Source organism: Streptomyces sp. GS7 (genome assembly GCF_009834125.1).
GTDB lineage: Bacteria > Actinomycetota > Actinomycetes > Streptomycetales > Streptomycetaceae > Streptomyces.
The window spans coordinates 6,907,906-6,922,326 of sequence record NZ_CP047146.1; the positions used below are offsets into that span (position 1 = coordinate 6,907,906).

At 73.6% G+C, this 14,421-nt stretch carries 12 protein-coding genes; 6 read left to right on the plus strand and 6 right to left on the minus strand.

The window, feature by feature from the left end:
- Positions 1–5: 5 nt before the first annotated feature.
- A complete protein-coding gene (locus GR130_RS30015; RefSeq protein WP_159507609.1) occupies positions 6–1,613 on the plus strand; it encodes an AMP-binding protein in 1,608 nt (535 codons plus the stop codon).
- A 4-nt stretch (positions 1,614–1,617) separates the two neighbouring features.
- Positions 1,618–2,499: a PaaX family transcriptional regulator gene (locus GR130_RS30020; RefSeq protein ID WP_159507610.1), complete on the plus strand. Its 882-nt coding sequence runs from the start codon at positions 1,618–1,620 to the stop codon at positions 2,497–2,499.
- 99 nt (positions 2,500–2,598) lie between these two features.
- Here GR130_RS30020 and GR130_RS30025 read toward each other — a convergent pair whose 3' ends face one another.
- The gene (locus GR130_RS30025; protein ID WP_236573659.1) at positions 2,599–3,369 is read right to left on the minus strand and encodes an HAD family hydrolase; all 771 of its coding nucleotides are present in this window, start codon (positions 3,367–3,369) and stop codon (positions 2,599–2,601) included.
- 453 nt (positions 3,370–3,822) lie between these two features.
- Here GR130_RS30025 and GR130_RS30030 point away from each other — a divergent pair, with 453 nt between their 5' ends.
- The gene (locus GR130_RS30030) at positions 3,823–4,476 is read left to right on the plus strand and encodes a TetR/AcrR family transcriptional regulator (protein ID WP_159507611.1); all 654 of its coding nucleotides are present in this window, start codon (positions 3,823–3,825) and stop codon (positions 4,474–4,476) included.
- 51 nt (positions 4,477–4,527) lie between these two features.
- Here the strand turns inward: GR130_RS30030 and GR130_RS30035 are convergent, their stop codons facing one another.
- On the minus strand, positions 4,528–5,556 hold the full coding sequence (locus GR130_RS30035; RefSeq protein ID WP_159507612.1) for an MDR family NADP-dependent oxidoreductase: 1,029 nt from the start codon (positions 5,554–5,556) through the stop codon (positions 4,528–4,530).
- 193 nt (positions 5,557–5,749) lie between these two features.
- On the opposite strand from GR130_RS30035, the gene GR130_RS30040 reads away from it, so the two are divergent.
- Together GR130_RS30040 and GR130_RS30045 are read left to right on the plus strand one after the other, a co-directional pair.
- Positions 5,750–6,367: a ScbR family autoregulator-binding transcription factor gene (locus tag GR130_RS30040; protein WP_159507613.1), complete on the plus strand. Its 618-nt coding sequence runs from the start codon at positions 5,750–5,752 to the stop codon at positions 6,365–6,367.
- 143 nt (positions 6,368–6,510) lie between these two features.
- Positions 6,511–7,491 carry a ScbA/BarX family gamma-butyrolactone biosynthesis protein gene (locus GR130_RS30045; protein WP_159507614.1) on the plus strand — a complete coding sequence of 327 codons (981 nt, stop codon included), beginning with the start codon at positions 6,511–6,513 and terminating at the stop codon, positions 7,489–7,491.
- A gap of 66 nt (positions 7,492–7,557) precedes the next feature.
- Here GR130_RS30045 and GR130_RS30050 read toward each other — a convergent pair whose 3' ends face one another.
- A complete protein-coding gene (locus GR130_RS30050) occupies positions 7,558–9,897 on the minus strand; it encodes a bifunctional salicylyl-CoA 5-hydroxylase/oxidoreductase (RefSeq protein ID WP_236574039.1) in 2,340 nt (779 codons plus the stop codon).
- Entirely contained in the window at positions 9,894–10,721 is an 828-nt protein-coding gene (locus GR130_RS30055) for an enoyl-CoA hydratase family protein (protein ID WP_159507615.1), read from the minus strand. Before GR130_RS30055 ends, GR130_RS30050 begins: the two co-directional genes overlap by 4 nt.
- Before the next feature lie 311 nt (positions 10,722–11,032).
- Between GR130_RS30055 and GR130_RS30060 the strand changes: the two genes are divergently transcribed.
- Complete coding sequence (locus GR130_RS30060) at positions 11,033–11,566, plus strand: ATP-binding protein (RefSeq protein WP_236573660.1); 534 nt, start codon at positions 11,033–11,035, stop codon at positions 11,564–11,566.
- A 92-nt stretch (positions 11,567–11,658) separates the two neighbouring features.
- On the opposite strand, the gene GR130_RS30065 is transcribed toward GR130_RS30060, so the two are convergent.
- Entirely contained in the window at positions 11,659–13,173 is a 1,515-nt protein-coding gene (locus GR130_RS30065) for an amino acid permease (RefSeq protein ID WP_159507616.1), read from the minus strand.
- Between the two features lie 221 nt (positions 13,174–13,394).
- The gene (argF, locus tag GR130_RS30070) at positions 13,395–14,402 is read right to left on the minus strand and encodes an ornithine carbamoyltransferase (protein WP_159507617.1); all 1,008 of its coding nucleotides are present in this window, start codon (positions 14,400–14,402) and stop codon (positions 13,395–13,397) included.
- Between the last annotated feature and the right edge of the window lie 19 nt (positions 14,403–14,421).

A 14,421-nucleotide genomic window follows, 5' to 3' on the forward strand; every position in this document is an offset into this window, starting at 1 on the left:
CCCGCATGGAGCTACGGACCTCGGCCCACACCGACACCTTCGCGCGCGACCGGCTGCCCCCGCCCGAGCAGTGGCCGCACCTGACCGACCTGGGCTATCCCGACCGGCTGAACTGCGGTGCGGAGCTGCTCGACGGCACCATCGCGCGGCTGGGCCCGGACCGGCCCGCGGTCCGCGACGCGACCGGCGCCGTGTGGTCGTACGGGCAGCTGCGCGATCAGGTCGACGCCATCGCGCACGCGCTCAGCGGCCCGCTGGGCGTCCGGCCGGGCAACCGGGTGCTGCTGCGCGGGCCGACCACGCCCTGGCTGGCAGCGTGCTGGCTCGCGGTGATGAAGGCGGGCGCGGTGGCGGTGACCGTCCTGGCGGCGCAGCGGCCGGACGAGCTGGCCACCATCTGCCGGATCGCGCATATCGGCCATGCGCTGTGCGACGCCCGGTCGGTGGACGACCTGGTGCGGGCGCAGGCGCCGGGGCTGCGGATCACCGAGTTCGGCGGGGACGGTCCGGGCGACCTGCGGCGGCTGGCGCGACCGGGCGGCGCCCCCTACGAGGCGGTGGCCACCGCCGCCGACGACGTCGCGCTGATCGCCTTCACCTCGGGCACCACCGGCCACCCCAAGGGGTGCATGCACTTCCACCGCGATGTGCTCGCCGTTGCCGACACCTTCTCCGCCCAGGTCCTGCGGCCGGACCCTGACGACGTGTTCGCCGGCAGCCCGCCGCTCGGCTTCACCTTCGGCCTCGGCGGGCTGGTGGTCTTCCCGCTACGGGCCGGGGCCTCGGCCTATCTGGCGGACTGGGGCGGGCCGGAGCGGCTGCTCGGCGACATCGCCGAGCACCGGATCTCGGTCCTGTTCACCGCACCCACCGCCTACCGCGCGATGCTGCCCGCACTCGGCGGGCGCGACCTCTCGTCGCTGCGCCGGTGCGTGTCGGCGGGCGAGAACCTGCCCGCCGCCACCTGGCAGTCCTGGTACGACGCGACGGGCCTGCGGATCATCAACGGGATCGGCGCCACCGAGCTGCTGCACATCTTCCTGTCCGCCGCCGACGACGCGATCCGGCCGGGGACGACGGGGCTGCCGGTGCCGGGCTTCGAGGCCCGCGTGGTGGGCGCCGACGGCGTGCCGCTGCCGGACGGCGAACCGGGACTGCTCGCCGTCCGGGGGCCGACCGGCTGCCGCTACCTGGCCGACGACCGGCAGACGGAGTACGTACGGGACGGCTGGAACCTCACCGGCGACACCTATGTCCGCGAGGGCGACGGCTACTTCCGCTATGTGGCCCGCGCGGACGACATGATCGTCTCGGCCGGGTACAACATCGCGGGCCCCGAGGTGGAGGACGCGCTGCTGCGGCACCCGGACGTCACCGAGGCGGCCGTGGTCGGGCGGCCCGACGAGGAGCGCGGCCAGGTCGCCGTCGCCCATGTCGTGCTGCGCGCCGGCGTCGCCTCCGGGGGCGCGACGGTCGACGCGCTGCGGGCGTTCGTCAAGGGCCGTATCGCGCCCTACAAATGCCCGCGGGTCTTCGTCTTCCACACGGCGCTGCCGCGCACCCCCACCGGCAAGCTCCAGCGCTTCCGGCTGCGCGAAGCCGATCTAGAGTGACCCGGTGAGCGACCAGCAAGCCCAGCAGGCCCAGCACACCCCACGGTCCCTGATCGTCACGTTCTACGGCGCCTACGGGCGCGGCGGCCCGGACCGTCCCGGCGGCGCGCCCGGGCCGGTGCCGGTGGCGGCGCTGATCCGGCTCCTCGGGGCGCTCGGGGTGGACCCGCCGTCGGTGCGCTCCGCCGTGTCCCGGCTCAAGCGCCGGGGGCTGCTCGTCGCGGAGCGCACCGCCGCCGGCGCCGCCGCCTACGGACTCTCCGACGCCGCCCGCCAGCTCCTGGAGGACGGCGACCGGCGGATATTCGGCCGGCCGGCCGCCCGATTGTCCGACGGCTGGGTGCTGGCCGTGTTCTCCGTCCCCGAGGAGGAGCGGCACAAGCGGCACCTGCTGCGCTCCCGGCTGTCCCGGCTGGGCTTCGGCACCGCGGCGCCCGGCGTGTGGATCGCCCCGGCGCATCTGTACGAGGAGACCCGGCACACCCTGGAGCGGCTGGAACTCGGCCCGTACGTCGACCTGTTCACCGGTACCCACGCCGGTTTCGCGCCCACCGCGCAGGCCGTCGCGCGCTGGTGGGACCTGGACGCCATCGCCGCACGGCACCGCGCGTTCCTCGCGGAGCACGAGCCGGTGCTGGCGCGCTGGGCGCGGCGCCGGTCGGTTCCCCCCGAAGCGGCCTACCGCGACTACCTGCTGGCGCTGGACGCCTGGCGCCGCCTCCCGTACGCCGACCCCGGTCTGCCCTCTCCGCTCCTCCCGGAGGACTGGCCGGGCGGCCGGGCGGCCGAGGTGTTCGGCCGGCTGGACGCCAAGTTGCGGGCGGCGGGCGCCCGTTACGCGTGTGAGGCGACGGCCGGGCCCCACCGCACCCGGGGAACCGTCTGACCGGCCCGCCCTCGTACGCCCGTACGCCGTCGCCTCTCCTGCCTGTGGCCGGTGTCCCCCAGGCCGCGCGCCCGCCCCCCGTCCCCCGTCCCCGTCGTGTCAGCGTCGCCGCTGCTGCGCCCCTACCGTGACGGCGGCCGTCGGCCGCGGCCGGGCGGCGGCGATCACCGAGACCACGTCCTTGAAGGAACTGCACATGCGCGTCCCGGCGACCGCGGCGAGTTCACCGAACGTCCCGTTGCCGTAGGTCACCGCCACCGGCTCCATGCGCGCGGTGACCGCCATCCGCATGTCCCCCACGGTGTCCCCGACATACGCGCTCTGCCAGGCCGGGACCCCCAGCCGGCCGGCCGCGCGCAGCACCATCTCCGGGTGCGGCTTGCCGCGCCGGACCATGTCCTGCCCGATGACCGGGCCGACCAGGTCACGGATGCCCATGACGTCCAACAGGGCCTCGGCGCCGCGGGTCGTCTTGGACGTGGCGACGGCGAGTTCGACGCCGTGGGCGCGCAGCGCGGACAGCCCGGCCGTCACTCCGGGGAAGAGCAGCTGCGGCCCCTGGCACAGGACCTCGTACGAGAACAGCTCGCGGTAGCGGGAGATGGCGGCCTGCACCCGGCCGTCCTCCTCGGGCCGGCCCAGCAGCCGGCCGAAGGCGGCGCCCGGAGGCTTGCCGATGGCGGCCGCCGCCTGCCGGGCGGTGACCGAACAGCCCTGTTCCGAAGCCACCTTGACGAGCAGCTTGCTGATCGCGGGAAGGGTGTTGGCGAGGGTGCCGTCGAGGTCGAAGACGGCGGCCCTGATCGTCTCGGTGCCGGCGCTCCGCGCGCCTCTTACAGGACGTTCGCCGACTTCCATTGATACGCGCATGGGGTGGAGACCTTTCCGGGTTCCGATGGGTGCGGGGGCTCGGGGTGACGTTGCTGGCACAGCTGGTCGGGCGGCCAGCGGTCGACGACCGGTGCAGGCAGAGGCGGTCTCGCCACGGCGCACCGCTGTCCAAGGGCGGTACGCGACCGTCGGGGCGGCGGCATCGGAAGGGATCGTCCCGTTTACCGCCTTCGGAGATTTAAAAACCGCCTGCGCTGTTTGTCAATGCGCCTTTGTCACACCCTGACGGGTCGACAACACCCCCCGGCCGGGACCAGACTGGTTACCCGCGGGTCTCCCCCCGCCGCCGGGGTCGGATCACCGGGCGACCGGCGGCTTCGCGACAGCGTCGGGCAGTTCCGGCCAATTACCCCGAGCATACCGAACCGCATGGTTGGTTTTCTATGTAGACTGCAAGGAGGTTGCAGTCGTACGAGAGACGGGACGGACACCGTGCCCACGCAGCATCGCGCCATCCAGAGTCGCCAGGCGCTCATCCGCTCGGCCGCAGAGACCTTCCTGGAAAAGGGAGTGCCCGCCGCGGGCATGGTCGAGATCAGCCGGCGGGCCCGGCTGAGCAAGGGAGCGCTCTACTTCCACTTCACGTCCAAAGACGACCTGACCCTCGCGGTGCGGGACGCCGCGCTGGCCACCCTGCAGGAGATCGAGGACGGCTTCCTCCGCTCCCCGAAGCCGCTCTCCTTCGCCGTACGGGACTTCGCCGCCGAGCTGTTCGGCCGGGTGCAGTCGGACGCGGTGCTGCGCGCCGGACTGCGGCTGCGGCCGGAGACCGCGCCGGGCCTGGAGATCCACCCCCTGGAGCAGCGCTGGTACGCGCTCTTCCTCGACAAGGCGGTGACCTGCGGCACCGGCGGGCCGGTCGGCACCGCGGACGGCCCGGCCGGCCCGCGCCACTCGGACGCCGAACCGCGGCGCACCGCCCAGCTGCTGACGTCGATGGTGGTGGGACTGCTGCACCTGGGCGCCGCGGACCGGACATGGTGGGACCAGGAGGCCGTCACCGGCCTGTGGGCGCTGCTGCCGGGCGCACCGGGCCGGGTCGCGGCCGGCTGCGTCCCGGCGCCGGCGCAGGCCGCGGCCGGCTGACCCGCCCGGCCCGCCGCGACCGGACGGGCCCGCGCCGAGCCCGCGCCGGGCTCACAACTCGACGAGTACGGCCCCGATATGGCGCCCCTGCACGAGTTCGCACAGCGCCCGCGGCGCCTGCTCGATCCCCTTCAGCAGGGTGTGCGGGAAGACGAGGGAGCCGTCCCGCAGGCCCTGGCCGAACTCCCTGGTCCACTCCTCGGGCAGGTCGGGATGCGCGTACAGCCCGAAGCCGCGCAGCGCGACCCGGCGGGTGATGATCAGCCCCGCGTCCAGTTCGACCGGAGCGGCCACGCCGCCGCCCTCGCCCAGCTGGCTGGAGAGCGCACCGACGAGCACGAACCGGGCGTCCGGGCGGGCCACCGCGAGCGCCGCGGCGAGCTGCTCGCCGCCCACGGTGTCCAGCATGACGTCGATCCCGTCCGGGGCCGCCCGGCGCAACTGCTCCTCGATGGGACCCGCGCCGCGCACGATCGTGTCGTCGTACCCCAGCTCGGCCCGCAGCACGGACGCCTTGCGCTCGGAGCCGGTGCTGCCCACCACCCGCCGCGCCCCCAGCCGCCGCGCCAGCTGCCCGGCCAGGCTGCCCACGCCGCCGGCGGCGCCGCTGACGAACACGGTGTCGCCCGGCCGCACCCCGGCTCCCCGGCGCAGCGCGCCCCAGGCGGTCGCCCCCTGGGAGAGGTGCGCGGCCAAAGAGGGCAGCGCGTCCGGGGCGAGGCGCCTTAGCCTGCCTTCCTCCACCACCGCAAACTCCCGCCATCCGTAAGGGTGATGGACCAGTTCGCCGGGGGTGAAGCCGCCGCCGGGGGCCGCCACGACCTCGCCGACCGCGGAGCCCCACAGCGCCTCGCCCGGGACGAACGACGGCATCGGCAGCCGCGCACCGGTCATCTGCGTCCGCATCGCCGCGGTCACCGCCATCACCCGGGTGCGTACCAGCACCTGGCCAGGTACCGGCTGCGGCACCGGGGCTTCGGCCAGCGTGAAATGACGCTCCGTCAGTTCATTGCCGGGGTGGCCGGCGAGCCGCACCTCCCGGTGCGTGGCGGGCACATCGGACGGGACGGGGACGGGCATCGGGCAGCTCCTTGAACGCGCGCGGTGCCGCGTGACACCGCTCCGCCCGGGTGCGACCCGCTGCCGCGGCGGCGGGTCGGCGTGTGAATACCGCATGGTTGGCTTCTTTATGATGCGGAAATAGACTGCGCCGCCACGGCAGCGGGTCGCACTCAGGCACAACAACTCCAAGAAAGCATACGGAGGATGATCGGTGGTCAAGCAGGCACGCGCAGTGCGCACCCGGCGCGCCGTCCTCGAAGCCGCGGCCCATGTCATCGGCACTCGTGGATACCAGGCCGCCACGATGGCCGAGATCATCCAGCGCGCCGGGGTCACCAAGGGCGCGGTCTACTTCCACTTCCGCTCGAAGGATGCACTCGCCCGCGCGGTCATCCGGGAGCAGACCGAGCCGTTCGTGCCGCAGGTGAGCGAGTCCCGGCTGCAGGACGCCATCGACTTCACGCATCAGGTGGCGCTGGCGCTGCGCAACGACCCGTTGCTGCAGGCCGGGACCCGGATCGCGGTCGAGACGACCTTCAGCGAGGATCCGCTGGTCCCCTACCAGGCGTGGACCGACATCATCACCACGATGTTCAGCGACGCCCGGGACAACGGGGAGTTACTGCCCGCCGTGGCGCCGGAGCGAGCCGCCGAGTTCTTCGTCTCCGCCTATATGGGCGTGCAGTTGTTCTCGCGGGCCGCCACCAATCGCGCCGACCTTCCGGAGCGGGTCACGACCCTGTGGAAGCACACCCTGCCGGGTCTCGCCTCGCCGGGGGCGCTGAGTCATCTGGACCCGCAGGGCCGCTCCGTGAAGATCGCCGTCTGACCGACCGCCGCTCGTCGCCCTGACGGGGTAATGGTCCACTCGGCACTGGAAAACAAACCACATGGTTCGTATCTTGGTGCCCCGGGCCGGAGACCGGACTCGGTCCGTCAGGGCGCTGAGCGCCGCCCACAGAAAGGGGCCCCATGGCCAGCGCCACCCTCACCTCGTTCGCGCCCGATCAGCTCCGCGTCGGCACCCACGGACGGTTCGCCGACGGAAACCGACCGCGGTCCCTGACCATGACCGTGCCCCGCGAGTACGTGCATCGCACCGCCGTCTCCGAGGTGTTCCTGACGGACTGGCGGCGCGGCGGCCCCGACAGCTGGCTGGTGAGCGCCCAGTGGCCGCGGGCGCACAGCTTCTACCGGCCGGTGAACGGCCTGCACGACCCGCTGCTGCTGACCGAGACCGTGCGGCAGGCGGGGATATTACTGAGCCACGTCGCGCACGGCGTGCCGCTGGACCACCCGATCATCTGGCGCAGGGTCCGCTACGAGCTCTCGCCGACGGCGCTGCGCGCCACGGACGCGCCGGCCGACGTGGAGCTGCGCATCACCGACCGCGACGTGGTGCGGCACGGAGAGCAGCTGGCCCGCGTCCGCCAGGAGTTCCGCATCGTGTGCGACGGCAGCGACCTGGCCTCCGCGATGCTCGACTACTCCTGCCGCAGCCCGGCCGTCTACCGCCGGCTGCGCGGCGACTACGGCGATCTTGCGCTGGCCAACTCCCGGAAGCTGCCGGTGCCGGAGCCGGTCGCCCCGGATCTGGTGGGCCGGGACCGCACCGGTGATGTGGTGCTCTCCCCCGCCGACGGCCCGGGCCGCTGGCAGCTGCGGGTGGACACCTCTCATCCGGTGCTGTTCGACCATCCCGTGGACCACGCGCCCGGCATGCTGATGATCGAGGCCGTCCGGCAGGCCACGCTGGCGCTGACGCCCCGTGGGGCGCTGCCGGTCACGCTGGAGTGCTCCTTCGAGCGGTACGCGGAGATGGACGCGCCCTGCTGGGTGATCGCCCGGACCGCCGGGCGCTCCGGCGGCGGCTGCCGGGAGGTCGAGGTCGGCATGGAGCAGCACGGCCGGCGGGTGCTCGCCGCCAAGGTCGGCAGCCTGCCGATGCCCTGAGAGCCTCCCTCCCGGCGCCGCACCGCCCCCCGTCCGCCCCGCCTCCCGCTGCTTGTGGCCTCCCCGTCAGTGCAGCGTGAGGCGGGGCTTCGGCGCGTCGGTGCGGCCGGTGGGCGGAGTGCGGCTGCCGGCCTGGTAGGGCGGCGGCCAGGGGGCGCCCGGCCCCGTGTAGCCCTGGTCGGCGGCGGCGTGCAGGGTCCAGTGCGGGTCGTAGAGGTGCGGGCGGGCCAGGGCGCACAGGTCCGCGCGCCCGGCCAGCACCAGGGAGTTGACGTCGTCCCAGGAGGAGATCGCGCCGACCGCGATGACGGGGATGCCGAGGCTGTTGCGGATCCGGTCGGCGAACGGCGTCTGGTACGAGCGGCCGAAGTCGGGGCGCTCGTCGGGTACGACCTGTCCGGTGGAGACGTCGATGGCGTCGGCGCCGTGCTCGGCGAAGGCGCCCGCGATGGCCACCGCGTCCTCGGCGGTGGTGCCGCCGTCGGCCCAGTCGGTGGCGGAGATGCGGACCGTCATGGGCCGGTCGTCCGGCCACTGTTCGCGGACCGCGTCGAAGACTTCGAGGGGGAAGCGGAGCCGGCCCGCCAGGGAACCTCCGTACGCGTCGGTGCGTTGGTTGGTCAGCGGAGAGAGGAACCCGGAGAGGAGATAGCCGTGGGCGCAGTGGAGTTCGAGGAGGTCGAATCCGGCGCGCGCGGCAGCGGCGGCGGAGCGGGCGAACCGGTCGCGTACGGCGGTGAGTTCGGCGGCGGTCAGGGCGTGCGGGATCTGGTTGACGCCGGGGCGGTAGGGCAGTGCGGAGGGGGCGACGAGCGGCCAGTTGCCGTCGGGGAGCGGCTGGTCGATGCCGTCCCACATCCGCCGGGTCGAGCCCTTGCGGCCGGAGTGGCCGAGCTGCACGCCGATGGCGGTGCCGGGGGCCGAGGTGTGGACGAAGTCGGTGATCCGGCGCCAGGCCGTCTCGTGGGCGCGGGTGTAGAGCCCGGTGCAGGCCGGGGTGATCCGCCCTTCGGGGCTGACGCACACCATTTCCGTCATGACCAGGCCGGCGCCGCCGAGCGCGCGGGCGCCGAGGTGGACGAGGTGGAAGTCGCCGGGGGTGCCCTCGCCGTCGGCGGAGTACATGTCCATCGGGGAGACCACGACCCGGTTGCGCAGGGTCAGTCCGCGCAGCCGGAAGGGGGTGAACATGGGCGGTGTCCCGGTGGGGATGCCCGCCTCCTTCGTCACCGCGTCGACGAACTCCCGGTCGCGCAGCCGCAGATTGCCGTGGGTGACCCGGCGGCTGCGGGTGAGGAGGTTGAAGGCGAACTGGTGCGGCGGCTGCCCCGTGTAGGTGGCCAGGTCCTCGAACCACGCGAGGCTGGCGCGGGCGGCGCGCTGGGTGGAGGCGACGACGGGGCGGCGCTCGGCCTCGTAGGCGGTGAGCGCGTCCGGCACGGTGGCGTGCTCCTGGAGGCAGGCGGCGAGGGCGAGGGCGTCCTCGACGGCGAGTTTGGTGCCGGAGCCGATGGAGAAGTGCGCGGTGTGCGCGGCGTCGCCGAGGAGGACGATCCGGCCGTGCGACCAGCGCTCGTTGACGACGGTGCGGAAGGCGGTCCAGCTGGAGTTGTTGGACCGCAGCGGGCGGCCGCCCAGCGCGCCGGCGAAGAGCGCCGCGCACCATTCGGCCGAGGCGCGCTCCTCATAGGCGTCCAGGCCGGCGGCCCGCCAGACCTCCTCGCGCATCTCGACGATGACGGTGCTGGCGCCGCCGGCGGGCTCCACGGGGCCGGCGCCGGGTCGCGGCCGGGCGTACGGATAGCCGTGCAGCTGGGCGATGCCGTGGCCGGTTTCGGCGATCTCGAAGCGGAAGGCGTCCAGCGCGAAGTCGGCGGACAGCCAGATGTAGCGGCAGCGGTGGGCGGTCAACTGCGGGCGGAAGACGTCGGCGTGGGCGGCGCGGGTGGTGCTGTGCACGCCGTCGGCGGCGATCACCAGGTCGTGGTCGCGGGCGAGTTCGGCGGCCGGCGGTGCCTCTGTGCGGAAGACGGTGCGCACACCGAGCGAGCGGCAGCGTTCCTGGAGGACGGCGAGCAGCCGGCGCCGGCCGAGCGCGGCGAAACCGTGGCCGCCCGAGGTCAGGGTGCGGCCGTGGTGCACTATGTCGATGTCGTCCCAGCGGACGAACTCCGCTTGCAGGGCGCGGTAGACGACCGGGTCGGCGTGCTCGATGCCGCCGAGGGTCTCGTCGGAGAGGACGACGCCGAAGCCGAAGGTGTCGTCGGGGGCGTTGCGTTCCCAGACGGTGATCTCGCGGGCCGGGTCGAGGCGTTTGAGCAGCGCCGCCGCGTAGAGCCCGCCGGGGCCGCCGCCGAGGACGGCGACCTTCAGCGGCCGGCCGGCCCGCGCCGCGGACATCGTCATTTCCCCTGCCACTTGGGGGTCCGCTTCTCGGTGAAGGCGGCGTGGAATTCGGCGTAGTCGGCGCTGTTCATCAGCAGTGCCTGGGTGGCGGCGTCCATTTCGACGGCGGCGGCCAGCGGCATGTCGAGCTCGGCGGTGAGCAGCGCCTTGGTCTGGGCGTGGGCCAGCGCGGGCCCTTCGGCGAGCCGCCGGGCGAGCGCGGCGGCCGTCTCGTCGGCGCGGCCCTCCTCGGCCAACTCGCTGATCAGGCCGAGGCGTTCGGCCTCGGGCGCCCGGATCGCGTCGCCGAGCATCAGCACCCGGGTGGCGTGTCCGAGGCCGATGACGCGGGGCAGGAGGTAGGCCGCGCCCATGTCGCCGCCGGAGAGACCGACCCGGGTGAAGAGGAACGCGAAGCGGGCGGAGGGGTCGGCGACGCGGAAGTCGGCGGCCAGCGCGAGCACCGCGCCGGCGCCGGCCGCCACGCCGTGCACCGCCGCGATGACCGGGAAGGGGCACTCGCGCACCGCCCGTACGACCTGGCCGGTCATCCGGTTGAAGTCCAGCAGCTGTGCGGTGTCCATGCCCAGGGTGGCGCCGATGATCTCCTCGACGTCGCCGCCGGAGCAGAAGCCGCGGCCTTCCCCGGCGAGGACCAGGGCGCGCACGGAGCGTTCTCTGGACAGTTCCGCGAGCAGGTCGCGGAGGTCGGCGTATGCCTCGAAGGTGAGCGCGTTGAGCTTCTCGGGGCGCGCGAGGGTGACGGTCGCGATGCCGTCTTCCCTGGTCACCCGGATGTGCTGCCAGGCGCCGGTGCTTCGGGCGGATCCTGCGAACGGGCTCATCGGTCTGCCTGCCCCCCTCAGCCGGACGGCTGGTGTGTGCGGTGGCTGCGGATGCGGTGGCGGTGCGCGTGAACCCCTCGAAGCTATCACTCATTTGTGACTGCCGTCATGATGGCGCGATACATCGTCCCGTGTGCGCCGCTCGCTGCGGGCGGGTGCGTAGGGGCCGAACGTCCCATCCGGCGGGTGACCCAGGTCCCGGTCGGCCCTGCCGTTCGGCTCTGATGCCCGGCCCGGCCCCGGCCCTACGGTGAAGGTGTCCGATGGGGCCATGAGGGATCCGACCCGGCCCCGGGCGAACGGAACACCTGATGCCGGAACCACTCCTGCCGGAAGCCGGCGCCCCGCCGCTGTCCGAACCGTCCGACGTCGCCTCCTGGCGCGTCACGCTGCCGCACACCCCGGCCGCCGTGCCGATCGCCCGCGCGCTGATCACCACCGCGCTGCTGGACCTGCGGGTCACCGCCGACCACGACACCGCGGCGCTGCTGACCGCGGAGCTGGTCGCCAACGCCGTGGCGCACACCGGCGGTTCGGCTCCGATCGAGCTGGTGGTGAAGCTGCGGCCGGCGGGCTGCGAGGTCGAGGTGCACGACGGGGACCCGGCGCCCCTGGCGGGGCTGGAGCGGCCGGAGGACACGGCGTACGGCGCACCGGCGGCGGGGCCGGTTCCGGAGACCGGGAGTGCCGGCGCGGCGGCCGGCCGGCGCCCGGCCGCGCGCCGCGGGCTGCGGCTGGTCCGGGGGCTCAGCTCCGCCGCCGGCTGCCGGCCGACCGCGCACGGCAAGGCCGTGTGGTTCACCCTGCCCCCGCTGCGGGAGCCGCGGCTGCCGCGGCGGCCCTGACCCGCTGCCCGCCGGTACCGCGTCGGCCCGGCCGGTGCCGGGCCCGCGCTGCGGGGGAACCGCCGAGCGGCTGCCCCGGCTTCCCGGACCGGCTACTCCTGGACGGCCCCGACCCGGTCCCGGATCCTGCCCTCGGTCCCGCCGGCGCCCGGCTCCCCGTCCGCTCCCCCGACGGTGTCCCCGCCCGGCTCCCGGGTCCCGCTCCCGAGGCGGGAGTGGCGGCGCCCGTACAGCGCGTAGACCAGCGCGCCGACGGCCAGGAACCCGGCGAACTGCAGCCAGGTCGCCGGGCCGGTGCCGTAGATGAGATAGCCGCAGAAGGCGATGCCGAGGACCGGGCTGACCGGGAAGAGCGGGACGCGGAAGCGGCGCGGCAGGTCGGGCCGGGTGCGGCGCAGGACCAGCACGCTGACATTGACCACGGCCATGATCGCCAGGGTCCCGATGGTGGTCAGGTTCATCACCACGTCGAGCGGGACGACCGCGGCGGGGACCGCGAAGACGGCCGCGACGATCCAGGTGTTGGCGACCGGGGTGGAGGTCCGGGGCGAGATCCGTTCGAAGATCCGCGGGATCAGCCCGTCCCGGGACATCGACATCAGGATGCGCGTCTGCCCGTACATCACGGCGAGGACGACGGAGGCGATGGCGACCACCGCGCCGAAGGCGATCACGCCGCCGCCGAGGGTGGAGTGGGTGACGTGGTTGACGATCAGCGACAGTGCGGCCGGCTGCCCGGCGACCTTCCCGGACGAGAGCGCGCCGATGGCGCCGAGCGCGACCAGGCAGTACAGGACGGTGACCACGCCGATGCAGATCATGATCGCGACGGGGATGTTGCGCCGCGGGTTGCGGACCTCTTCACCGGCGGTCGTGACGGCGTCGAAGCCGATGTACGAGAAGAACGCGACGGACGCTCCGGAGGTGATCCCGGCGATGCCCTGCGGGGCGAACGGCGCGAGGTTTCCGCTCCGGAAGGCGCTGAAGCCGATCACGCAGAACAGCGCCAGGACCGCCAGCTTGAGCACCGCCATCGCGGCGGTGGCACGTGCGCTCTCGCGGACGCCGCGGACGAGCAGCAGCGCGGCGAGCAGCATCACGACGACGGCGGGGACGTTGACGATGCCGCCGGCGCCGGGCGGGCTGGAGAGCGCGGCGGGCAGCTGCCAGCCGGTCAGGCTGCCCAGCAGTTCGTTGAGGTACTGGCCCCAGCCGACGGCGACCGCGGAGATCGAGATGCCGTATTCGAGGAGCAGGCACCAGCCGACGAGGAAGGCGGTGCGCTCGCCGAGGGTGGCGTAGGCGTAGGAGTACGAGCTGCCGGAGACCGGGATGGCGCCGCCCAGTTCCGCGAAGGAGAAGGCGGTGAAGACGCAGGTGATCGCGGCGAGGACGAAGGAGACGATGACGGCGGGGCCGGCCTGCGCGACGGTGTCGGAGAGGCCGACGAAGATGCCGGTGCCGACGATGGCGCCGATGCCGAAGCAGACGAGCTGGAAGAGGCCCATGCTGCGCCGCAGGCCGTTGCCTTCGAGGTCCGCGCCGGATTCGGCGATGAGGAGGTCGGGGGACTTGATGCGCAGTCCGGACGGGCCTGAGCGGGACATGGGGTGGTTCTCTCTCTGGTGGTGCGGTGCGCGCGGCGGGGTGGCGCCGGGCGCGGAGCGGGGTCCGAACCGGTGGGTCCGGACCCCGTGAGCGGCTCGATGGTAACCGCCGGAACTGCATGATCGCCCATTGACCCGTATGGCTATGCACTGACGCGGGGTGCCGCCCGGGGCTGCCGCCGGCTTCCCGCGGGACTCCAGGGGCCGTCCGATGGGTCAGGTCAGGGCCGGGCCAGCGTCGCCACCAGCACCGCCTTGATCGTGTGCATCCGGTTCTCCGCCTCGTCGAAGACGACCGAGTGCGCGGACTCGAAGACCTCGTCGGTGACCTCCAGCGACGACAGGCCGTGCCGGGCGTGGATCTCCCGGCCGACCGCCGTACCCAGGTCGTGGTACGCGGGCAGGCAGTGCAGGAACTTCACGTCGGGCCGGCCCGTGGCGCGCAGCACGTCCATCGTGACCGCGTACGGGGCGAGCAGCGCGATCCGCTCGTCCCAGACCTCCTTCGGCTCCCCCATGGAGACCCAGACGTCGGTGGCGACGAAGTCCGCGCCGCGGACGCCCTCGGCGACGTCCTCGGTGAGGGCGATCCGGGCGCCGCTGGCCTCGGCCAGCGACCGCGCCTGTGCGACGACCGCCTCCTCGGGCCACAGCTGCTTCGGCGCCACGATCCGCACGTCCATGCCGAGCAGCGCACCGGTGACGAGGTAGGAGTTGCCCATGTTGTTGCGGGCGTCGCCGAGGTAGGCGAAGGCGGTCTCCTCCAGGGGGCGGCCGTTGCCGTGCTCGACCATGGTGAGCACGTCGGCGAGCATCTGGGTGGGGTGCCAGTCGTCGGTCAGCCCGTTGAAGACGGGCACGCCGGCGTACGCGGCGAGCTCCTCGACGTCGGACTGGCGGCTGCCGCGGAATTCGATACCGTCGAACATCCGGCCGAGGACGCGTGCGGTGTCCTTGACCGACTCCTTGTGCCCGATCTGCGAACCGGACGGGTCCAGGTAGGTGGTCGAGGCGCCCTGGTCCGCGGCGGCGACCTCGAAGGAGCAGCGGGTACGGGTCGAGGTCTTCTCGAAGATCAGGGCGATGTTGCGGCCCTTCAGGCGCGGGACCTCGGTGCCGGCGCGCTTGGCCGCCTTCAGCTCGGCGGCCAGGTCGATCAGTCGGCGGAACTCCTCTGCGCTGAAGTCCAGCTCCTTGAGGAAGTGGCGGCCCGTGAGGTCTATCGCCATGGGTCGGCTCCTGGTTCGC